The sequence below is a fragment of the Pinirhizobacter sp. genome (assembly GCF_036499745.1).
Classification (GTDB): Bacteria; Pseudomonadota; Gammaproteobacteria; order Xanthomonadales; family Rhodanobacteraceae; genus Pinirhizobacter.
Map to the genome: position 1 here is coordinate 28,799 of NZ_DASYDG010000028.1, position 19,723 is coordinate 48,521.

Sequence of the window (19,723 nt, forward strand, 5' to 3'; positions counted from 1 at the left end):
CTGCCCTCATGCACCAGATCCGTTACCAGCAGCTGGACGTCTTCGCCGCCAGGCCGGGCGGCGGCAACCAGCTCGGCGTCGTCATCGATGCAGAAGGCTGGACCGACGAGGCCATGCAGGCCTTCGCCCGCTGGACGAACCTGGTCGAAACCACCTTCCTTACGCCGCCGACGCAACCGGGCGCCAGCTACCGTGCGCGCATCTTCACACCGCGCAAGGAAATTCCCTTCGCCGGGCATCCCACCATCGGCAGCGCGCACGCCGCCCTCGACGCCGGGCTATGCCGGCCCTCCGCCGACGGCTTGTTGCACCAGGAATGCGCCGCCGGCGTGTTGCCGATCCGGGTGGAGAACCATGACGGTGAGCGTGTGCTGTTCGTGCAGGCACCGCCTGCGCGCGTGGTGCCTGCACCGATCGGCCTTAGCGCACTTCGCGATGTCCTGCACGGCATCCAGACCGGCCCCCTGCCGCCGGCCTTCGTCGAGGGTGGCCGTCGCTGGTGGATCGCCGAATTCGCCGACGAGGCGGTACTGCGCGCCTGGCACCCGGACCATGCCGCCATCGGCATGCTGGCGCGTGATACAGACAGCCTGGGCCTTTGCGTGTTCGCTCGCAGCAGTGAGCCGGGTGTCGAGCTTGCGGTACGCGCATTTCCTTCGGGCGTGGATATCGTCGAGGATCCTGCCTCCGGAGCCGCCAACGGCCTGATCGCCGCCTACATCGCGCACGCGGAGCCAGCGGGCGCACTGGCCCGCGGGTATCGGGTCAGCCAGGGGCGTGAAGTGGGGCACGACGCCAGTATCACCGTGCGCATCGACGGTGCGATATGGGTGGGCGGGAGGACGAACACCATCATCGACGGCGCCGTGGACTGGCCGCACGCATGAGCCAGGCTCCGGGCCCGGTGATCTGGGTGGACGCCGACGCCTGCCCGGTTGTCATCAAGGAGATCCTCTTCCGCGCCGCCGAACGGGAGAAAATCACCGTCACCCTGGTGGCGAACCAATGGCTTCGTACCCCACCATCGCGCTACATCCACACCGTCCAGGTACCCGGCGGCTTTGATGTGGCCGATGGCGAGATCGTCCGACGCGTGGCGGCGGGCGACATGGTGGTAACCCAGGACATTCCACTGGCGGCGCTGGTGCTGGAAAAGGGCGCCCTGGCGTTGAATCCACGGGGTGAGCTTTATACCCGCGAGACGATCGCCCAGCGATTGTCCATGCGCAATTTCATGGAAGAATTGCGTGGCAGCGGCGTGGACACCGGCGGCCCTTCGGCATTCGGCCAGCGCGACCGCCAGTCTTTCGCCAATGCGCTGGACCGGTGGCTGGCCAGACGCCCGCGGTAATTGCCACGCGAAATATCGCCGGCACGTCGGATGCCGTCACCGCACGTGTTGCCGAAGGGCTATAGCTCGCGCAATACGCGGAAACCCACGCGGGCGCTGCGCGTGTCGGCACCGGCACCCTGGCGGAACGCCGAACGCAGCATGTCGGGCGCACTGCCCCAGGAGCCACCGCGGATCACCCGCCGCGTGCAACCTGGGTTGTCCCATGCGCTGCCATCGCGCGGCGCCCGGATGTAATTATCGTGCCAGCAGTCCTGCACCCACTCCGAGACGTTGCCGCCCATGTCATAGAGGCCATCGGGATTGGGCGCGAACGACTGCACCGGCGCCGGCCCCCAGTATCCATCGCGATAACCGGGCATGGCGTTGCTCCAGCGCCGGCCGCTGGTCGTGCGGTCACCGCTGCCGGTGATGTTTTCCACCCGGCTGGCGGGACTGCCATCGCCCCACCAGAAGCGCGTGGCGGTACCACCACGTTCGGCATACTCGAACTCCGCCTCGCTGGGCAGGCGGTAACGTTGACCGCTGCGGCTGGCCAGCCATGCTGCAAAGGCGCGGGCGTCGTTCCACGATACGTTGATCACCGGCAGGCCGTCGGCCGCGGGCTTACCTGCGTAGTCGGACATCCAGGTGGCCTGGGCGTCGTCGCGCAGGCCGCCGCTGGCTTCATCGTAAATACTTGAGCCGCCTAGCTTCTGCGAATCAGGCACATAGCCGGTGGCGCGGACGAACTCGCGGAACTGGCCCACGGTCACTTCACTTCGTGACAAGGCAAAACCCTTGGCGATGTCCACGGTATGGCGCGGTGACTCACTTGCGTCGTGGCCCTTTTCGTCCTCAGCGGAACCCATCTGGTAGCTGCCGGTGGGCAGCACGACCATCGCCGGGCCCTGTCCGCCACTGTCGACGAAGCGATCGCTGAACACCTGGCCGGGCTTGTAGCTGGCATAAAGACGGGCATTGGTCATGCGTTCGTTGAATTCGTCCAGGCCCGCCAGATCCGGGCTGATGCCCTGGGCCTGTTTGGCAAGCTTGCCTGCAAGAGCCTGGTCACCGGCATCGAGCGCGGAGCGTGCCTGGGCCAGCAGGCCCTCAGCACTCTGACGCCTCATCCCCTCTACCCGGCCCCGGGTGTCCTGCAGGGCCTGGGAATCGGGCTGGATCGCGGCAGCGTCGGCCAGGGCCTTGTCCGCCCCGGCGAAATCGTTCCTTGCCACGGCCGTCAGCGCCTGGTCGAGCACCACGCGCTGCACCTGCGCCATGCCCTGGCTTGCCACCGCGTTGCCCGGATCCATCGACAGCACCCGGCGATACAGGTCCAGCGCGCTGCCACCGACAGGAGACGCAGCCTTGTCCTGACGCATGAGGTCCGCTGCCTGGGCCAACACGGGTTGCACCTGGTCCAGGAGCTTGAGCTTGTCGTTCAGGGCCGCGGTATCCGCCGCGCTGTCGGGCATCGCCTTGAGCATCTTGACGCGTTCACGCGCGGTATCGCCATCGCCCAGTGCCAGCGCTTGTTCGGCTTCGGCGAGCAGTCGCGCGTGGACTTCGGCCACACCGGCCTTGCCCTTGAGGCTATCGGCATTGGCCTTGAGTACTTCGTTGTACAACGCCAGTGCACTATCGGGCCCGCCGGTGAGGTGATCGGCCGCCAGCGCCTGGGTGGCGCGTTCGAGCAGTTTCTTCGATTCGGCGCTATCGGGCACCGAGGCGCCTTCCGGTGCGGGCACCGGTTCACGCCGATGACCTGCGATCACCGCGGCCGACGCCAGCATCAGCGGCGGTCCTGAATCCACCTCCGAAACCATGCGCGGCGCGGCCTGTGGCCGCTGGTCGAACCCCATATTGGGCGCCGGTGCGGCCGACGGCGCCAGGACCGGGCCCTGCGACTGTGACGAAGTACGCAGCAATCCGGGGAAAAAATGATAGGAAAGTCCAAAGCACAACACCACCAGGCCAAAGCCGCCGCCTAGCGCGCGCTGTCGTCGGACGGTTTCGGTGCTGGGCATGGTCTTCGGGCGTCCCGGGTGGCGGCCTGCTATCTTTCGCCGTCACCATAGGCAATCGACGCACACAGGGCAACGGGCGGTGCCCGCGCGCACCGGCTCAGGTTCACGCAAAGGATTCAAGATGGATGCACTTTCGCCGGCCCCGGCCGCCGACTGGATCGACAACGCGGCTGCGCTGGGCGCATGGCTGGGCGATATTCCCGCCGGTGCCGCGGTGGGCATGGACACCGAGTTCATGCGCCGCGACACTTTTTATCCACAGCTGGCGCTGCTGCAACTGTCATACGGCGGTCGCCACGCCCTGGTAGACCCACTGGCTTTCGACGCCGGCACCCTGCTTGACGATGCCTTCGGCAAGCGCCCGGTCACCAGCATCATGCACAGCGCCAGCGAAGACCTCGAAGCACTGGCGCCATTGCTGCCGCGAGGCCCGCACACGCTTTTCGACACCCAGATCGCCGCGGCCTATGCCGGGATGGGCGCGGGCCTGTCCTATCGCGCGCTGGTGGCCGAAGTGATCGGTGACGACCTGGACAAGGGCGAGACCCGCTCGGACTGGATGCAGCGGCCGCTCACACAAAGCCAGCTGGCCTACGCCACGCTCGACGTGGTGCACCTGCATCGCATTCACGCCGAACTCGTCACACGCCTGAACTCGCGTGGCCGCTACACCTGGTTCGAAGAAGACTGCCGCCGGCTGCTTGCCCGCGCCGCCCATGCCGGCGACGACCAGCCCCAGCGCGGCGTGCGAGGTGCGGCCGAATGGCCACGCGAACGACAGGCGCTGCTTCGCCGCATCCTGCGCTGGCGCGACACCACCGCCCGCAAGCTCGATCGTCCACGCCCATGGTTGCTCGACGAAGCCCTGGCATTGAGCCTCGTCAACAACCTGCCACATAGCCAGGCCGATCTCGATACCCGCGGCCGCGGCCAACGTGCATTGCGTTCGGCACAGCGGCAGGAACTGTTCGCGTTGCTGCACCAGCCGGTGACACCGGCGGAAGTGGCGGCGACACTGCCGATCCCGGGACATCCGTCAGGCGAGGCGAAGAAAGCGATCACCGCCATGAAGCTGGTGGTGGATGCTATTTCGCTGGAACTGGACCTTCCGCAGGGCCTGGTTTGCGCACGGCGCAACCTGGATGAATATGTCGTGTCAGGCCAATGGCCCGACGGCTTGGCCGGCTGGCGTCGCGACGTACTCGAGGCAAGGATTTCACCCCTCCTTCCATAGCCGCCGATGAAATCCATCCAGGAAATCCGGAATCTTGCACACGCGCTTCGCGCCCTGCACACGGACAGCATGCGCGAGCGGGCCGCATTGGTAACGATCATACGGACGGAAGGTTCGACCTTCCGGCGAGTGGGCGCCGCGATGCTGGTCCATGAAACCGGAGCCATCATCAACACCCTCTCCGGAGGTTGCCCGGAGCGGGATCTGGTCGACCGGGCGCGTGAGGTCATGGATAGCGGAAACATCCGCTATGTCGGCTACAACGAGGAACAAGGCCTCGACCTTCTCCTGGAAATGGGATGCGGCGGGACACTGGAGGTTGCCATCGAGCCATTCAACTCATGCGACGATCTTCAATTCCTTCCGTTTCTGGAGGACGCCTTGCAAGCCGGCCGGGCCTTCATGATGTCCACGATATTCCCGCCGTCAGGATCAACGGATCGTCCCCGACGCAACTTCGACAGGCGGGCGGTCGACATCACCGGTGGGTCGATCCCTGCGGGAACCGCGGTGTGTGATATCCGGGACCACGGGCAGGTCGTTCTCATCGAATCCTTCCGCGCTCCCGTTTGCCTGGTGATCGCCGGAGCAAGCGAAGAGGCCCGCCAACTGGCCGATGTGGCAAGCCGGTTGGGCTGGCGCGGCACGATCGTGGATAGTTCAAGTGAGCGACTGGGCGCCCTGGCAACGCTTGCCCCTGGCTGGACGTCGATGATCAGCCATCCCGAAACCATTCATTTGAATGTTCCGCTGGACGAAAATACGGCCTTTGTCACCATGACGCGTAACCTGGCGCAGGATATTGCCTATCTGCGGGCAGGCTCCGATGCAGGCGCCTTTTACCTGGGCGCCCTGGGATCGCGCGAGCGGGCTCACCTGATACGCGCCCGGGTTGATTCACCTTCGCTGCGCGTGCCTGCCGGCCTGGATGTCGGGTCCAATACACCCGGCGAAATCGCCTTGGCCGTGGTTGCCGAAATCATGGCGGCGCGCCATGGGCGAACGGGCACGTCGCTGAGCGTTATCGACGGGCCGCTTCACTGATCAGGTGAATTTGCTGCATCCAGCCTGCCTGACAGGACGGCCTGGCGAATATCATCCTCCGTATCCAGATCGTCGCCCAATTCGTCCGCACGGACGCAGAGCGGTTCATCAACGAGCCACAGGTGTCGGAAACCTTGCTCGCCCTTGAGATCCCGGGCCAGCTGCATCGTGTTCGCGCGGACGAAGGCCGGTACGCCGCGTACATCACCATAGCCGGTGACGACGTCGCGCCGACCGTCATAAGCGGCCATGAGCGCATCAAGATGTGCCTGGCCAAGCGCGGGCTGGTCCACCACGGTGATCAACACGGGAAGCTTGCGTCCGGCCAGGCAATCCGCCGCCCGTTGGAGCGACGACGCCATGCCGCTGGCCCAGTGGGGATTGATCACGACGAGATCGCCCGATACCTGTAAACGGAGGGTGTCGGCGAATGCGCCCAGGACCACGACAAGCTTCTGCGGGCGCGTTGCTGCAACCAGACGCGATGTGCGGGCGAGCAGAGTCTCGCCGTCTATCGTAAGGCTCTGCTTTGGACGGCCCAGTCGTCGGCTACCGCCTGCGGCGAGCACCACTGCGTCGTGAGCTTCAGTCATCGTAGGCCTGAAATCCGGATGCCGCGGCCAGCATACCGGCGACATGGTGTTTTCATGAAAACTACGGAACTTCCTCGGCCCCGGTAACCCGTCCCGTCCCAGGCCCCTTCCATCGCCGCCCCACCCGCTGCTACCATTCTGCGCTCAAGTGGGGCGGTAGCTCAGCTGGGAGAGCGTCGCGTTCGCAATGCGAAGGTCGTGGGTTCGATCCCCATCCGCTCCACCATATTCAAGGCCCGGGTTCCTACCCGGGCTTTTTTTTTGCGTTGCTCCAGAGCCACGCGATCACTTGATCCGCGTCAGGTCGGCCTTGAACGCCGTGGCCCATGTGCGGCCGCCGTCCCGCGAATAGGCAATTTCGAAGTGATGGGCGTCGGCCTTGATGTCCGACCAGACGCCGCGCACCAGCACCGTGCGATCCTTGTAGAGGCTCGTTCCGAAGAACTCGCCACGGCCGTCCTTGAAAGCCCCGATGGTCGGGGCCTCGACCTTTCCGGAACTGCTGTCGACGTAGGTCTGGCTCCATTGCCCGGCCTTGGTGTCATAGACGAAAAGCGTCGCGCCTTCCCAATGTCCGTCGGGCCCGTCGGCCTCGATTTCTTCGAGCCACGCCTTGCCATTCCAGACCGGGCGGGCCGTCTTCGTACCGTCCATCACAACCGTATGGGTGCCGCCCTCGAACGGGTCGAGCACTTGCGTGGCATGGGTATGCCAGACGCCACGGGCGAAGTCGAAATCGTGCGCGCCGTCCCGGGGCGATTGCGCCCCTGCGATGAACGGCAAGCAGGCGATGACACCTGCAACCATGACACTACGCAGCAACCATTTCCGCATTATCCCGCCCTCCGTCGTGACCAATCTCACGAAGGCACTTTAGGGAAGGTCCCTGGGGATGAAAAAGGGCCAATTCCGGGAATTGAAGGTGGTCCACTTCACCGCCATGGCCTTGCCGGCGTTTCCTCTCCCGATTGGTCCGCATGTTTTCCAGCGAAGTGGCGCCTATGTTCCTGCCCATCGTTGCAATAACGTGATTCGCCTGGTGTATCAACCCTCAGGCGAGCAATGAACATGCGCGGAAAAACCTGGAAAAGCCCGTTGTTGTCAGTTGCGATCCTCCTCACCGCCACGGGGCCCGCCGCGGCCGCCGAACCCGACGGCCAGCATGACTTCGACTTCCATTTCGGTACATGGAAGACACATGTATCCCGGCTGGTGCATCCGCTGACGGGCTCGACCACCTGGACCGCCTACGACGGTGAATCGATCGTTCGCAAGGTCTGGAACGGCCGCGCCAGCATCTTCGAGCTGGAAGTCGAGGGACCGGCGGGCCATATCGAAGGCGTCGGACTTCGCCTGTACGATCCGACATCGCATCAGTGGAATCTTAACTGGACCAACAGCAGTGTCGGCATGCTCGATGGCGCGATGATCGGCGAGTTCAAAGGTGGACGCGGGGATTTTTATGGCAAGGACACCCTCGATGGGCGAAGCATCCTGGTGCGCAACAGTTTCGCCGACATCACCCCGGGCTCGTCCCGATTCGAGCAGGCGTTTTCCGACGATGGTGGCAAGACCTGGGAGACGAACTGGGTGATGACTTTCACCCGGTAGCGAGGTTCATTGCGAGCCAAGCCGACACAACGAAGTTGAGCATGACAGTTTGAGTTTTGTCCGATGGGATGTCAGCGATAACTTTGCGACGCTTACTATATGGAGTTGGAGCGACATATCCGCGATCATCTGTTTGCCGCCGGGCAACTCTCGGCGGTCGGGTATCGAAACCCGTGTTCTAGATCCGGGTGCCGTAGGCAATATCGCCTGCGGTACCCGTGATTCCCCGTCTTTCTATGGCGGGCAGTCAGGCGGGCTTCGGCCCGGCCGTATTGATCTAGACACGGTTTTCGATCCTGGCTCGCCCGCCACTCTGAGTGCAAACAGCGTGGCGACATGCTCCTGCATGAGTCAGCGCAGGACGGATGAACCATCGGGTCGTGTCGAAGTGATCCACGGCTGGCTAACCGGTCATGAACACCATGACGTGACTGGGGCCGACAGGCAGGACATGCCTGGGTGGTTCATTCGTCCGGCCCTCTCCTTAGGGCCATCGCCGCGCAGCATGCAGTATGCGAATGATGCGGATGTCATCCTTCATGACATCGTAGACTACGACGTAATTACCATGCACGACGAGTTCGCGGGTTCCCTTTAGCCGTCCAGTACGACCCATCAGCGGCAGTTCAAGTAATCCTGCTGTGCGATCGGAAAATACCTCATCCAACTCAAGTGCGGCAGCCGGGTTGTCACGCTCGATGAAGGTTCGGATGTTCACGCGATCCTTGCGTGCGGTGCTCGTCCATAAAAGTTTCACCGACTGGATCGCTCCTTCCGGTTCATCGCCGCAAGTGTTCTTTTCCGCCAGGCATGTGCTTCGGCCTCCACCTCCTTGGCAGATGTAACGTCGCCCGCATCCGCTGCTTTGAGGCCGGCACGCACCTGGGCTTTGAACCAGACATCGTACTGAGCAGTTTCGCGTTGCTCGCGGACGAAATCCCGCATGAAGTCGCGTAACAATTGCGCTCCACTACGATCTCGGGAGCGGGCTGCCGAAGCAAAGGCCTGTTTTAGGTCTTCTTCGACCCTAAAGGTAAACGTGGCATCGGTCATGAAATGGCTTATCCCATGTGTTACAAAGTAAGTACACTGTAGCACACCGATGCCAGGCTTATCAGTCTTTTAGCGATCTTGCCGAAGCAAGCGCTGCCGCCAACGCCTCACCCGCTCCCCGGATTTGTTCCGGCTCCAGAGCACCGAACCCAAAAACGAAACCATGGCGGTCCACGACCCCATGGTAGTAGCGGTGGAGCGTATGCAATTTGATCCGCCGTCGCTGGAGAAACCCTGCAACTTCCTCGGCGTCAATATCACTTGGAACAGTCGCCGACAGATGCATGCCGTAGGAAGATGGCAGTGGCGTGAGCGTTGGCGCCAGCGTGTCCATCACTTCAAGCAAGGCCTCGCGTCGCTCCCGGTAACGCTGGCGCATACGCCTCACATGCGCGGCAAGATGCCCTTCGTCGATGAAGCGGGCCACACCCAGCTGGATCGGCGTGGGGCAATGCCAGTCCATGCAGTTCTTCGCCGCCACCAGGGTGGGCATGGCCCAAGCCGGCGCTACAAGGTAACCCAGGCGCAGCGAAGGCAGCATGCATTTGGAAAACGTGCCGACATAGAACACGGTGTCGGCATGCGCAGGTGTGCGCAACACCTCCAGCGGGCTTCCTTCGTGGCGGAATTCGCCGTCGTAGTCGTCCTCGACGATCACCGCGCCGCGTTGCCTTGCGATGTCGAGCAAGGCCTGGCGCCGCCGCGGTGACATCGACACGCCGAGCGGGAACTGGTGCGACGGGCAAAGGCAGATCACGCCGGCATTCACAGGCAGGCGGTCTACCATCAGCCCTTCATCGTCGACGGGCACGGGCACCAGGGTGGCGCCTGCCGCGGCAAAGGCCACGCGCATGGGCGGGTAGCCCGGGTCTTCCACAGCGACGACCGTCTGGCCCGGCGTGACCAGCACGCGAGCGAGCAGGTCGAAAGCCTGCTGCGCACCGGAGGTCACCAGGATGTCGTCGGCCGTGCACACCACGGCACGGGTCAAGGCGATGTGGCGGGTGATCGCTTCCCGGAGGTGGTAATTGCCCTGGTTGCCTTGCGGGCTCTTGTAGCGCGCCGGCCGCTTTTCCAGGCCGCGCAATTGCCCGGTCATGACGCGCCGGAAGATATCGAAGGGAAAAAGCCGCGGGTCGATAAGCGCGGGTCGGAAATCCAGGGAGGGACCGTCGCCCGCCACGGTATCGGGCGTGTCCCTCCAGAACCCCATGGCGGCGGTCACGTCCTTGCGTAGCCAGAAGGGATTGAGCGCGGGATGGGACGCGGCCGGAACGGCGGCCACGCTCCTTCCCCGCGGCATGGGCGGCGCATCGGCCACGAAGGTGCCCGAGCCTTGTCGGCTCATCAGCAGGCCTTCGGTCAACAGACGATGGTAGGCCTGCACCGCCGTGTTCCGCGAGACGGCGAAAAAGGCGGCCGAGGCGCGCGTGGCAGGTAGCTGCGTGCCAGGACGCAGGCGCCCGTCGATGATCGCCGCCTTCAATTCCTCGTACAGCGTACGGCCGGATGCGCGCGTCCCGCGCCCGGCTATGTCCAGCTTGATCTCGAACAGGGCATCCATGGAAAGTCCCGGGCGCCTAATAAGGCTCCTGCAGCGCAATGGTGCCTGTTTCCAGCAGCGATTTTTGGAGATGCCTTTCTGAATTTCGCAAATTCCTGCTCTACGCAATCGGTACGTTCCACGCTCGTCCAGGGCAGCTGCTTACGTATATTCGGCAAAAGTTGCCTCATGGGTTGCGGCCGTGAGACCTGTGACCCACGTTTGGTTTGCAGTCGTGGCATGCTGTCAGTGTATTGGCGGACCACAACCATCAGGCTAGGGGCGACAAGGGCGTGAAGGGAAGCACGGAAGGCGAAATTGTCAGGGCGGAACCCTGGGTCTGGGGGCAGCACGTTGCGATCGCCGCCGCCTACGGGGTGATCTATCAGCTCGCCCTGCATGTGTCGTTCCCACAGTTCCTCCTCACCACGGGCCTGCGCCTGGCCTGCCTGCTACTGCTGCCTGTCCGTTACTGGCCGGCGATCGCCCTGGGCGAGGGTCTGCCCCTGGTTGAGAACGCTATCCTTTGCGCCGGAAAATTCGGCATCCCATGGGCGATCCTTGCCTCGGTGCCGACCGTGGCGTTATGGATGCCGCTATTAAAACCCTTACGTCAGCGGTGGCCCCTGCATGACCCTGACGGCCACCTGAGGATGCCCATGATCCTCGCGGCCACGCTCGGCGCCGCCGTCATCACCGCCGCGATCACGACCGTCACTTTAATCGCGGCGTTGCTCCATACGCCCGGCAAGTGGCCCGACCTTTCGCCGGTCGATTTTTTCTTCGCTTATCTGCTCGGCGCGTACCTCGGCGCGCTCACTCTCACGCCCGTCATCCTCGCGCTTCATGAGCGCTTCCGTGCGCTTCATGACGCGCGCCTTAGCATCGCGGTGATCTGGCATAGCGCCCTGTTCCGCGACGTCCTGTGGTGGGTATTGCCGGCCCTCGCCGCGATGGCCTGGCTGGCCATCACTACGCAAGACGATGTCGTGCGTCAGGCGGCCCGCCTTGCCCTGCTCTGGCCGGTTCTGGGCCTGGCCTGGCGTCATGGCTGGCACGGGACCGCGGTGGGTGGCATGGCGGCCAGCCTGGCCCTGGCCATCACGGCCAAGGGCCTCCTCGACCCGGCAACGCTCCAGGTTCAGGTGGTGCTGGCGTTCGCGCTTTCGGGCACCTTGATGATGGGCGCGCGCGCGCAGACGCTTCGGGCCGCTATGGGGCCCGAGCGTTCCTGATCTTCAGCGTTTCACTGTACCCGGATCGAGCACTGCGCCGGGTTATCGCAATCGCCCGGCGCAAGCATCATGCGTGCGGAGCCGTCCGGCTGCGGGGCCACGATCACCGTCACCGAATCGTCCTGGTAGACCTGCTTCGCGGCGTCCGGCGCGGCGCCGTCGGTGACCGTGACCCAACGCGATGCATCCACACCGATGGGCAGATCAAGGACGGTATTGGCATCGGTATAGGCGATGGCGCCGCGGACGGTGCCGGAGGCATCGTTGACCTGGACGTAACGCACGCCCTCTTTCTCGAAAACGTAGACGTGATAGCCCGGGCTGGCGCTGACGTCCGAAGCATTGGGCCATGACTGGCCCAGTCCCGTCGCCGGAGGCGTGGCGGCAGCAGCCGAAGCGCACGCCAGCAAGAGGATGGATACGATGGCACGGCGGTGAATGGAACGCATGGCGACACTCCGAGGCTAGGTTGGTTGGGAACTGCGAGCGTAGCCTAGCGCTCCTTGTGCAGACCTGCGCTGCCCGGTAGCCCTCGGCGCCGAGGTGTACCATGCGCGATGTCGAAATGTGGCCGGCCCATTCGACGCATGCGTATTCCCCCATCATGGACGCCGAATGACCGACCATCCCCTTGCCGATCGCCGCTGGCTGGCCCTGGTCCTGCTTTGCCTGGGCGAATTGATGATCGTGCTGGATACGACCATCGTGAATGTCGCCCTGCCCTCCATCAAGGCCAGCCTCGGCTTCGATGAAACGGCGCTGGCCTGGGTGATCAATGCTTACATGCTTACCTACGGCGGATTCCTGTTGCTCGGTGGACGACTGGGCGACCTGTACGGGCACCGCAGGCTTTTCCTGCTGGGCATCGGCTTGTTCGTGGTTGCATCGCTTGCCTGCGGGGTATCGACCACCCGCAGCGTGCTGGTGATAGCCCGCGCCGTGCAGGGGATCGGGGGTGCGGTGGTCACCGCCGTGGCCCTGTCGCTGATCATGGACCTGTTCCCTCAACCGGCCGACCGTGCCAAGGCCATGGGGGCCTACGGCTTCGTCTGCGCCGGTGGAGGCAGCATCGGCGCCATGCTGGGCGGCGTGCTGACCAGTGCGCTGAGTTGGCACTGGGTATTCCTGGTGAACCTGCCGATCGGCCTGCTGGTGATCGCCTGGTCGTGGCGATTGCTGCCGGCGGTGCATACGCCTCCGGCCACGCGCCACCTGGACATGGTGGGCGCGGTGTCGATCACGGCGGCCTTGATGCTGGCGGTGTATGCGGTGGTCGGTGGCCGTGAAGCAGGCTGGCTTTCGGCGCAGACGCTTGGCTTCGGCGCAGTGGCCGTACTGCTGTTTGTTGCCTTCCTGGTGAACGAATCGCGCGTGAAAGCTCCCTTGGTACCACTGGGCCTGTTCCGCCTTCGCAACCTTTCCACCTCGTCGGTCGTGGGTGTCTTCTGGTGTGCGTCAATGTTCGGCTGGTTCTTCCTTTCCGCGCTTTACCTGCAGTTGGTGCTGGGGTACAACCCGATGAAGGTGGGCATGGCGTTCCTGCCGGCCAACATCCTGATGGCGGTGTTTTCACTGGGCCTCTCGGCGAAGCTGGTGATGCGCTTTGGCATCCGCAAGCCGCTGGTGGCGGGCCTGGTGCTGGCCGTGACGGGCCTGCTCTGGTTCGCCCGGGCTCCTGTGGACGGGAATTTCCTCGTGGACATCCTGCCGCCCATGCTGCTCCTGGGCCTGGGCGGCGGCATCGCCTTCAACCCGGTGCTGATGGCTGCCATGAGCGAGGTTGGCCCCAATGATTCAGGCCTGGCGTCCGGCGTGGTGAACACCGCGTTCATGCTGGGCGGCGCGCTGGGCCTGGCGGTACTTGCTACCCTTGCCGCCGTTGCCACCGACCACGCCCACGGACTGCCGCGAGAGGCGGCGTTGTCCGCCGGCTACCGCGTCGCTTTTCTGGTCGCCACGGCGTTTGCCGCGATCGCCGCCATGGTCGGTGGGTTGTTGCTGCGCGATACCGCCCCCACCCAAGCCCACTGATGCCTCCATCCATGGAAGGCCAAGGTCCAAGCATGAACACGCAAATCAACGGTTCCGCCCCCGTCGTGTCGATCAAGGGTGTCAGCAAAACCTACAAGAGCGGCCATACCGCCCTGAAGCATGTCGACCTGGATATCCGCCGAGGCGAGATCTTCGCCCTGCTCGGCCCGAACGGCGCAGGCAAGACCACCCTGATCGGCATTGTCTGCGGCATCGTGCGGCCAAGCTCCGGAACCGTCACTGCAGACGGCTTCGATGTTGTTACCCAGTTCCGGCATGCGCGAGAGGCCATCGGCCTGGTGCCACAGGAACTCTCCACCGACGCCTTCGAAACGGTGTGGTCGTCGGTAAGCTTCAGCCGCGGCCTGTTCGGCAAGGCGCGCAACGACGCGCATATCGAGAAAGTGCTGCGCGGTTTGTCGCTGTGGGACAAGAAGGACGCCAAGATCATGACGCTCTCCGGCGGCATGAAGCGGCGCGTGCTGATCGCCAAGGCGCTGGCGCACGAACCGCGCATCCTTTTCCTGGACGAACCCACCGCCGGTGTAGACGTGGAACTGCGCCACGACATGTGGGAAATGGTGCGGCAGCTTCGCGAAACGGGTGTCACGGTGATCCTGACCACCCATTACATCGAAGAGGCCGAGGACATGGCCGACCGCATCGGGGTGATCAACAAGGGCGAGTTGATCCTGGTGGAAGACAAGGCCACGCTGATGCGCAAGCTCGGCAAGAAGAAGTTGACCCTGCAGCTGCAATCGCCACTGGAAAGCATCCCCACCGCCATTGCGGACCTGCCGCTTACGCTTTCAGACGACCGGCAGGCGCTTATCTACACCTTCGACACGCAGGCAGAAGAAACCGGCATCGCCGCCTTGTTGCGGCGCCTGAGCGAACTGGGTATCGATTTCAAGGATCTGAAATCCGAGGAGAGTTCGCTCGAAGACATTTTCGTCAGCCTGGTAAGGGGCAACGCATGAACGTGCACGCGATCGCCGCGATCTACCGCTTCGAGATGGCGCGCACCTTCCGCACGCTTACCCAGAGCATCGCCTCGCCGGTGCTTTCGACCTCGCTGTATTTCATCGTGTTCGGCACGGCCATCGGTTCGCGCATGGGCCAGATCGGGGGCGTGAGCTACGGCGCCTTCATCATCCCCGGCCTGATCATGCTCTCGCTGCTGAACGAGAGCATTTCCAACGCCTCGTTCGGGATCTACCTGCCGAAGTGGTCCGGCACGATCTACGAGCTGTTGTCCGCGCCGGTGTCAGCGGTGGAAGCGATCATCGGCTATGTGGGTGCGGCTGCGACAAAATCCGTGCTGCTGGGGTTGTTGATCCTGGTCACGGCGCGGTTCTTCGTGCCGTACCACATCGAGCATCCCTTCGTGATGGTGGGTTTCCTGATCCTTACGGCCGCCACCTTCAGCCTGTTCGGTTTCATCATCGGCCTGTGGGCCGACGACTTCCAGAAGTTGCAGGTGATTCCGCTGATGGTGGTCACACCGCTTACCTTCCTGGGCGGCGCGTTCTATTCCATCAACATGCTCTCGCCGGTGTGGCAGAAGATCGCCCTGTTCAATCCCGTGGTGTATTTGATCTCCGGTTTTCGCTGGAGCTTCTACGGGGTGTCGGACGTGAGCGTGGGCGTGAGCCTGGCGGCGACCTTTGGTTTCCTGCTGGCCTGCGCGGCGATCGTGTGGTGGATCTTCCGTACCGGCTACAAGCTTCGCTCGTAGCCACGGACAGCAGCGCGAACTACAGGTATACGAAGGTCAACGTCGCCGAGGCGTTGGCTGTTCCTGCCGTGGGATTCGCCGCTGTCTGTATGTACCGGGCCTTGAAGCCGAGCGTGTAGGTCGCATTCTCGCCCAATCCGGAGGCGATATTGCTCGGCTGCACCTGCGATAACGAAACAGGCTGCTCGTTGCTGTCGCTCAATTGCACGCCGATGCCCGTTGCCCCGCCCGGAGCGAGAGACATGATCCCCCGCGGGGCATCGACCGCCGGGGTCAGCGGGTCTACCCGATAGTTGATGACGTTGCGTACCTGCGTGAGAGTGCTCGATCCATCATCGCCGTTGTAGGTCATCTGGTAGCTGCCAAAAAAAGCGGGGCAATCGAGCAGCTGTACGGGAACATCGACCCACGACGTCGTCGCACCCACGTTGCCCAGTTCGTTCAGATTGTGCGTCCCAAGGTCCCGTGTGACATCGGGGGTGCGACACGTGCGCGAAGCTACCGCGACCTGGCCGGTGACCGTAGTGCGGAAAACTTGCAGCAAACTCCTGCCACCTTCGCTCTGAACAAGTTCAAACGTGGGCAGGTCCTGGGCTCGAATCACTCCCGTGCCCACCACTGAGGCGGTCTTGATGAAGCTGATGTTATAGGACGCCCAACTGCCTGAAAAAGCGATAGTGGTGGTTTTGTCGTAAGTGGCAACGCCACTATCACCGGGAAATCCGATGCCCGAAGCCGACACGAATGCAACGCCCACACCCGGAATCGGTGTGTCGAAAACATTCCCTCTATAAGCCGGTGGCTGGAAGGTCGAGCGCGGATAAGGTGTCGTCAGTTCGAGTCGCCGCACCTGATAGGTTCCCGCCTCGCAGAGAATTTGTATCGAAGGAACCGTTGAGCTTCCCGCCGAACGACCAAGGACCGCCCCGATCGGTAGATCCCTGCCGGCCATGATATTGCCGCTAATGAGATTGGCAATGGGAACGCCGCCAGTTGCCGGAGCGGCGTAGACGCACGCGGCAAGAGCAGGCTTGGCCACGCCGAGCATCCAGCCGGCCAGTGACATGGCTACCAACGACTTCCACCGGTGGCGATGAATCAAGGGATATTTAGGTGACATCACATATACTCCACGGTGACGGTCGCGATCGCACTGACGCTACCGGGAACGACATTCTGGGTTGCCAATCGCCAGTAACCCGCGGCCAGCGGCAAACTCGCCCTGCCATTCACAATGGCGACCGTCCGCTGGTTGTCCGTTCCATCGGCACCGATTACCTTGCCGTCGGCTGACTGTAGTTGCACTGCAACGCCTTGCGCGCCGCCGGTATTTAGAAAACGAAGCGGATCGCCTGCGGCAGGGGTGCCGGTGAAGGTGAATTTGGCGCCCGTTGTGCCTGCAGAACACTTATCGAGGTCAAGCTTGAATGACTTCAGCGCAACCACTTTGCCCCGCGGCAAGGCATCCTGGCTGATATCCTCCAGGGTAACTACCGTATTCGCATCGCCGCTGGACCAGTCGCAGGTAGCCGCATGGAACGAGCCGGTAAGGCTGATGGTGAGGTCAGCGGCATTGGAGCGCGTGGCGATCATGACTGCCGCGATACCGGACAGGATAAGAAAGTGACGACGGATCATGGCGACTTTCCTTCCACATTCTTAGCCTTGGAGAGCGGTTCGACGGCCGTGGCCTGACAGGGGGCCTTGATCATCGGCATGGTGTCGTCATTGGCGGCATGTCCGCCAAGCTCGACGTTGATGCTGCATGCTTGATCGTGGTCGTCGCCCCAGCGCACAGTGACGTTGCCGCTTTCCCTCATGTCGCGTATGTAAAGGCGGCTTGCCTGGCCAACTACACCGATGGTTTTGCCAGCGGAGTCGAAGACATCCGCGCCGAAGGGAATGGCCAGGCCCCCCGGGGCGGAGGTGTCCACCAGCACCGCCCTGCCCACCTGCGTGTTGAACTTAAGCAGGACGACACTGCGATACCGAGGTGCAACCCGTACGGTGGTGTTGTCCACTTCGAGACCCTGGCGCGCACCCTTTGGATCGAGCGTGATCGTGTTGAGCTCGTAAGGCTGCAGATAGGTCGACAACGCATAGCCGCGTGAGTCGATGACCGCGCCCTGCCCGCCGGAGATGGATGCGCCGGTGGCGCCCGGCGCATGGACCAGGGCCGTGGTTTCGCTCGTGGCCGAGCCGAAGGTGAAACCATCGCTATGCGCCACCAGGCTGCCAGAGGCGCCAGCGTTGACTTGCCGGTACTCCGACCCGTGTCCTGCACCGGCAGCGAGTGAGATCGCCGAACCTCGGTACTGGCCATTCACATCCACCGCGTTGCGCCGGCCGGTATGGTTGAGCGTGGCGGCATAGGAGTAGCGGTTGTCACGGCCAGCCAGGCCGCTCAGCGTCGCCGACGCATTAACCGGCTGTCCGCTGTCACGCGAGGCGTTTGCGGCCAGGGTAGGTGCCTGGATATTCTCACCCAGCGGAATCGACATATTGAGGAACCACCGTGTGTCGCGGCGGCCCGGCGTGATGTCGCCGAAGAAACCGTCCGTGGCCGGGCGGCCGGGCAACGCCGGCCGAAGGAACTCGCCACCGCTGTCACGCGTACGCTGGACGGAAAAACTATAGGTGACCTTGCCAAGGGCATTGCTGTAACCGGCGGAGAAGTCCTTCTGCTGCCCGCTTCGGCCGTAGAACTGGCGCAGCGAGCCATTCACGTACAACTGGCCCCAACCAGGATTAAGCGTCTGGGCCACGTTGACGTCCAGCCGGCTTCGGTCACGCCCCGGGCGGCCGTCGCCGAGCTCGCGATCCAGGCGGTCGCGCATGGCTACGGCATCGCGCAGCCCCACATACCCTTCGGTGTTGTAACGATAGGCCGCAATGCCGATGTTGGTGCCGATATCGATGACGTTCTTGTTGTAACCCAGGCGGAGGCTCGAGCCCTGCATGGCGGACGCACCAGGGGCCTGATTCCTCGAACGGGTTAGGTCAAGCGAGAACGCGCCAAGCGGCGTGCCCACAGCCGCGCCGCCCAGGAACGAGCGGTAACCGTTGGCGATAGTGAATCCACTGTATCCGGTCCAGTGATTGGTCAACCCGCGCTGGTAGGTTCCCTGCAGGAAGAACGGCTGCGCGTGAAGATTGAGCTCCTGCACGCGTCCGGTGGTGACGCTGTAACGCGACTGGCCCGGGCGAAGCAACTGGGGAAGCGCGGCGAAGGCAACCTCGAATTGCCTCACACGGCCATCGGCCTCCCTCACCTCGACGCTGAGATTGCCGCCGTAGCCAGTAGGGTAAAGGTCATCGATCTCGAACGGACCCGGCGCCACCGTGGTGTCGTAGATCACATAGCCGCGCTGGCGGATCACCACATGGGCGTTGGTTTCGGCCACGCCGCGCACAGTGGGCGCATAGCCGCGCATTGACTGCGGAAGCATGCGATCGTCGCTCGCCAGGCGCAGGCCCCGCACGCGCACGCTGTCGAAGAAGTTGCCCTCGGTGAAGGTATCGCCCACCACGATCTGCGACATCAGCCCCGGAATGTCGTGCTGGAGATTGGTCTGCGTGGCTTGGTACTGCCGTCCGCTTCCGGTCTGCCAGCTGAGCGAACCTGAGTGCACAAGATGCCAGGATTTCAGGTTGATCGAACCGTCCAGGCCAAGGTAGCCACTGGTGGTCCTCTGCGCGCCGCCGCTCGCTTGGTACACATTGCTGCTGTAGTTGAGCAGTGCCGCATTGATACCGGGGTCCCACTGTGACGGCGGAACATACCCGCGCGCGGAACGCGACATGTAAACCTGGGGAATATCCACGGCAAGGGATTGCTCACCCGGATCGAACGTGGCGGTTGCGCCAGGAACATACTTGACGATATCCCCGCAGGACCGGCCGACAGGCAACGCCTCGAGCTTGTCCACCGCCACACCCCACTCCAGCAGCATGTCCGGCGTGAAGCACAGTTGGGCACTCTCGTGGCCCGGGACGGACTCGAGCGTAATATCACCACGGCCGACCCAGATGTTGTTCACCGTTGTGTCGCCGCGATATGCGCCTGGCATGTTGACGTTGCCGCGGGAAAAGCGTGAAAGGTCGACCTTCGGCGCGCCGCCGGAAGGGAAGAACGAGGGGTCGAATTCAACGTCTTCCGGCGCACCACCTGGTGCTGCGACGGCATGGCCGCCAAGCATGGCACTGAGCAGCGTGGCGATCAGGCGTCGCCGCAACCGGCGGTGACGCATAGAATATGGTTGGTGATTCATGCGTTTCATG

At 63.4% G+C, this 19,723-nt stretch carries 19 protein-coding genes and 1 tRNA gene; 10 read left to right on the forward strand and 10 right to left on the reverse strand.

Annotated features, from left to right (window positions below; all coding sequences use genetic code 11):
- Positions 1-8: 8 nt before the first annotated feature.
- Positions 9-887 (forward strand): PhzF family phenazine biosynthesis protein, encoded by an 879-nt coding sequence (locus VGM61_RS09965; protein WP_331522643.1) that lies wholly within the window; start codon positions 9-11, stop codon positions 885-887.
- Positions 884-1,351 (forward strand): YaiI/YqxD family protein, encoded by a 468-nt coding sequence (locus tag VGM61_RS09970; RefSeq protein ID WP_331522644.1) that lies wholly within the window; start codon positions 884-886, stop codon positions 1,349-1,351. The genes VGM61_RS09965 and VGM61_RS09970 overlap by 4 nt, the downstream gene beginning before the upstream one ends.
- 59 nt (positions 1,352-1,410) lie before the next feature.
- Here VGM61_RS09970 and VGM61_RS09975 read toward each other — a convergent pair whose 3' ends face one another.
- On the reverse strand, positions 1,411-3,360 hold the full coding sequence (locus VGM61_RS09975; protein WP_331522646.1) for a formylglycine-generating enzyme family protein: 1,950 nt from the start codon (positions 3,358-3,360) through the stop codon (positions 1,411-1,413).
- A gap of 121 nt (positions 3,361-3,481) precedes the next feature.
- On the opposite strand from VGM61_RS09975, the gene VGM61_RS09980 reads away from it, so the two are divergent.
- Entirely contained in the window at positions 3,482-4,594 is a 1,113-nt protein-coding gene (locus VGM61_RS09980; protein ID WP_331522647.1) for a ribonuclease D, read from the forward strand.
- Positions 4,595-4,663: 69 nt separating this feature from the next.
- Positions 4,664-5,638: an XdhC family protein gene (locus VGM61_RS09985; RefSeq protein ID WP_331522648.1), complete on the forward strand. Its 975-nt coding sequence runs from the start codon at positions 4,664-4,666 to the stop codon at positions 5,636-5,638.
- Here the strand turns inward: VGM61_RS09985 and VGM61_RS09990 are convergent.
- The gene (locus tag VGM61_RS09990) at positions 5,632-6,231 is read right to left on the reverse strand and encodes a nucleotidyltransferase family protein (RefSeq protein ID WP_331522649.1); all 600 of its coding nucleotides are present in this window, start codon (positions 6,229-6,231) and stop codon (positions 5,632-5,634) included. The genes VGM61_RS09985 and VGM61_RS09990 overlap by 7 nt on opposite strands.
- 150 nt (positions 6,232-6,381) lie before the next feature.
- Here VGM61_RS09990 and VGM61_RS09995 point away from each other — a divergent pair.
- A tRNA-Ala gene (locus VGM61_RS09995) sits at positions 6,382-6,457 on the forward strand.
- Between the two features lie 59 nt (positions 6,458-6,516).
- On the opposite strand, the gene VGM61_RS10000 is transcribed toward VGM61_RS09995, so the two are convergent.
- Positions 6,517-7,065 carry a hypothetical protein gene (locus tag VGM61_RS10000; protein ID WP_331522651.1) on the reverse strand — a complete coding sequence of 183 codons (549 nt, stop codon included), beginning with the start codon at positions 7,063-7,065 and terminating at the stop codon, positions 6,517-6,519.
- Between the two features lie 234 nt (positions 7,066-7,299).
- Here VGM61_RS10000 and VGM61_RS10005 point away from each other — a divergent pair, with 234 nt between their 5' ends.
- Positions 7,300-7,842, forward strand: a complete 543-nt coding sequence (locus tag VGM61_RS10005; RefSeq protein ID WP_331522652.1) for a hypothetical protein — start codon at positions 7,300-7,302, stop codon at positions 7,840-7,842.
- Positions 7,843-8,326: 484 nt separating this feature from the next.
- Here VGM61_RS10005 and VGM61_RS10010 read toward each other — a convergent pair whose 3' ends face one another.
- The 3 genes from VGM61_RS10010 to VGM61_RS10020 form a co-directional block, all read right to left on the reverse strand.
- Positions 8,327-8,599, reverse strand: a complete 273-nt coding sequence (locus VGM61_RS10010) for a type II toxin-antitoxin system RelE/ParE family toxin (protein ID WP_331522654.1) — start codon at positions 8,597-8,599, stop codon at positions 8,327-8,329.
- Positions 8,596-8,895, reverse strand: a complete 300-nt coding sequence (locus VGM61_RS10015; RefSeq protein WP_331522655.1) for a hypothetical protein — start codon at positions 8,893-8,895, stop codon at positions 8,596-8,598. The genes VGM61_RS10010 and VGM61_RS10015 overlap by 4 nt, the downstream gene beginning before the upstream one ends.
- 61 nt (positions 8,896-8,956) lie before the next feature.
- Positions 8,957-10,459, reverse strand: a complete 1,503-nt coding sequence (locus VGM61_RS10020) for a PLP-dependent aminotransferase family protein (RefSeq protein ID WP_331522656.1) — start codon at positions 10,457-10,459, stop codon at positions 8,957-8,959.
- Positions 10,460-10,731: 272 nt separating this feature from the next.
- Here VGM61_RS10020 and VGM61_RS10025 point away from each other — a divergent pair, with 272 nt between their 5' ends.
- On the forward strand, positions 10,732-11,673 hold the full coding sequence (locus tag VGM61_RS10025) for an MASE1 domain-containing protein (protein ID WP_331522657.1): 942 nt from the start codon (positions 10,732-10,734) through the stop codon (positions 11,671-11,673).
- 11 nt (positions 11,674-11,684) lie between these two features.
- Here VGM61_RS10025 and VGM61_RS10030 read toward each other — a convergent pair whose 3' ends face one another.
- Positions 11,685-12,122: a hypothetical protein gene (locus VGM61_RS10030; RefSeq protein ID WP_331522658.1), complete on the reverse strand. Its 438-nt coding sequence runs from the start codon at positions 12,120-12,122 to the stop codon at positions 11,685-11,687.
- Between the two features lie 166 nt (positions 12,123-12,288).
- On the opposite strand from VGM61_RS10030, the gene VGM61_RS10035 reads away from it, so the two are divergent.
- The 3 genes from VGM61_RS10035 to VGM61_RS10045 are packed head-to-tail and all read left to right on the forward strand — an operon-like array spanning position 12,289 to position 15,442.
- The gene (locus tag VGM61_RS10035; RefSeq protein ID WP_331522659.1) at positions 12,289-13,704 is read left to right on the forward strand and encodes a DHA2 family efflux MFS transporter permease subunit; all 1,416 of its coding nucleotides are present in this window, start codon (positions 12,289-12,291) and stop codon (positions 13,702-13,704) included.
- A gap of 32 nt (positions 13,705-13,736) precedes the next feature.
- Positions 13,737-14,684 carry an ABC transporter ATP-binding protein gene (locus VGM61_RS10040; protein WP_331522661.1) on the forward strand — a complete coding sequence of 316 codons (948 nt, stop codon included), beginning with the start codon at positions 13,737-13,739 and terminating at the stop codon, positions 14,682-14,684.
- Positions 14,681-15,442, forward strand: coding sequence for an ABC transporter permease (locus tag VGM61_RS10045; RefSeq protein ID WP_331522662.1), 762 nt, complete (start codon positions 14,681-14,683; stop codon positions 15,440-15,442). The genes VGM61_RS10040 and VGM61_RS10045 overlap by 4 nt, the downstream gene beginning before the upstream one ends.
- Before the next feature lie 19 nt (positions 15,443-15,461).
- Here VGM61_RS10045 and VGM61_RS10050 read toward each other — a convergent pair whose 3' ends face one another.
- Genes VGM61_RS10050 through VGM61_RS10060 form a run of 3 tightly spaced genes read right to left on the reverse strand, consistent with a single transcriptional unit; the run spans position 15,462 to position 19,713 of the window.
- Complete coding sequence (locus VGM61_RS10050; protein ID WP_331522663.1) at positions 15,462-16,562, reverse strand: fimbrial protein; 1,101 nt, start codon at positions 16,560-16,562, stop codon at positions 15,462-15,464.
- Positions 16,562-17,080 carry a fimbrial protein gene (locus VGM61_RS10055; protein WP_331522664.1) on the reverse strand — a complete coding sequence of 173 codons (519 nt, stop codon included), beginning with the start codon at positions 17,078-17,080 and terminating at the stop codon, positions 16,562-16,564. Before VGM61_RS10055 ends, VGM61_RS10050 begins: the two co-directional genes overlap by 1 nt.
- A complete protein-coding gene (locus VGM61_RS10060) occupies positions 17,077-19,713 on the reverse strand; it encodes a fimbria/pilus outer membrane usher protein (RefSeq protein ID WP_331522665.1) in 2,637 nt (878 codons plus the stop codon). The genes VGM61_RS10055 and VGM61_RS10060 overlap by 4 nt, the downstream gene beginning before the upstream one ends.
- Positions 19,714-19,723 lie beyond the last annotated feature (10 nt).

Coding starts and splice junctions, on each gene's coding strand:
- VGM61_RS09965 (WP_331522643.1), top strand. CDS start 9: ATGCACCAGATCCGTTACCAGCAGCTGGACGTCTTCGCCGCCAGGCCG.
- VGM61_RS09970 (WP_331522644.1), top strand. CDS start 884: ATGAGCCAGGCTCCGGGCCCGGTGATCTGGGTGGACGCCGACGCCTGC.
- VGM61_RS09975 (WP_331522646.1), bottom strand. CDS start 3,360: ATGCCCAGCACCGAAACCGTCCGACGACAGCGCGCGCTAGGCGGCGGC.
- VGM61_RS09980 (WP_331522647.1), top strand. CDS start 3,482: ATGGATGCACTTTCGCCGGCCCCGGCCGCCGACTGGATCGACAACGCG.
- VGM61_RS09985 (WP_331522648.1), top strand. CDS start 4,664: ATGCGCGAGCGGGCCGCATTGGTAACGATCATACGGACGGAAGGTTCG.
- VGM61_RS09990 (WP_331522649.1), bottom strand. CDS start 6,231: ATGACTGAAGCTCACGACGCAGTGGTGCTCGCCGCAGGCGGTAGCCGA.
- VGM61_RS10000 (WP_331522651.1), bottom strand. CDS start 7,065: ATGCGGAAATGGTTGCTGCGTAGTGTCATGGTTGCAGGTGTCATCGCC.
- VGM61_RS10005 (WP_331522652.1), top strand. CDS start 7,300: ATGCGCGGAAAAACCTGGAAAAGCCCGTTGTTGTCAGTTGCGATCCTC.
- VGM61_RS10015 (WP_331522655.1), bottom strand. CDS start 8,895: ATGACCGATGCCACGTTTACCTTTAGGGTCGAAGAAGACCTAAAACAG.
- VGM61_RS10020 (WP_331522656.1), bottom strand. CDS start 10,459: ATGGATGCCCTGTTCGAGATCAAGCTGGACATAGCCGGGCGCGGGACG.
- VGM61_RS10030 (WP_331522658.1), bottom strand. CDS start 12,122: ATGCGTTCCATTCACCGCCGTGCCATCGTATCCATCCTCTTGCTGGCG.
- VGM61_RS10035 (WP_331522659.1), top strand. CDS start 12,289: ATGACCGACCATCCCCTTGCCGATCGCCGCTGGCTGGCCCTGGTCCTG.
- VGM61_RS10040 (WP_331522661.1), top strand. CDS start 13,737: ATGAACACGCAAATCAACGGTTCCGCCCCCGTCGTGTCGATCAAGGGT.
- VGM61_RS10045 (WP_331522662.1), top strand. CDS start 14,681: ATGAACGTGCACGCGATCGCCGCGATCTACCGCTTCGAGATGGCGCGC.
- VGM61_RS10050 (WP_331522663.1), bottom strand. CDS start 16,562: ATGTCACCTAAATATCCCTTGATTCATCGCCACCGGTGGAAGTCGTTG.
- VGM61_RS10055 (WP_331522664.1), bottom strand. CDS start 17,080: ATGATCCGTCGTCACTTTCTTATCCTGTCCGGTATCGCGGCAGTCATG.
- VGM61_RS10060 (WP_331522665.1), bottom strand. CDS start 19,713: ATGAATCACCAACCATATTCTATGCGTCACCGCCGGTTGCGGCGACGC.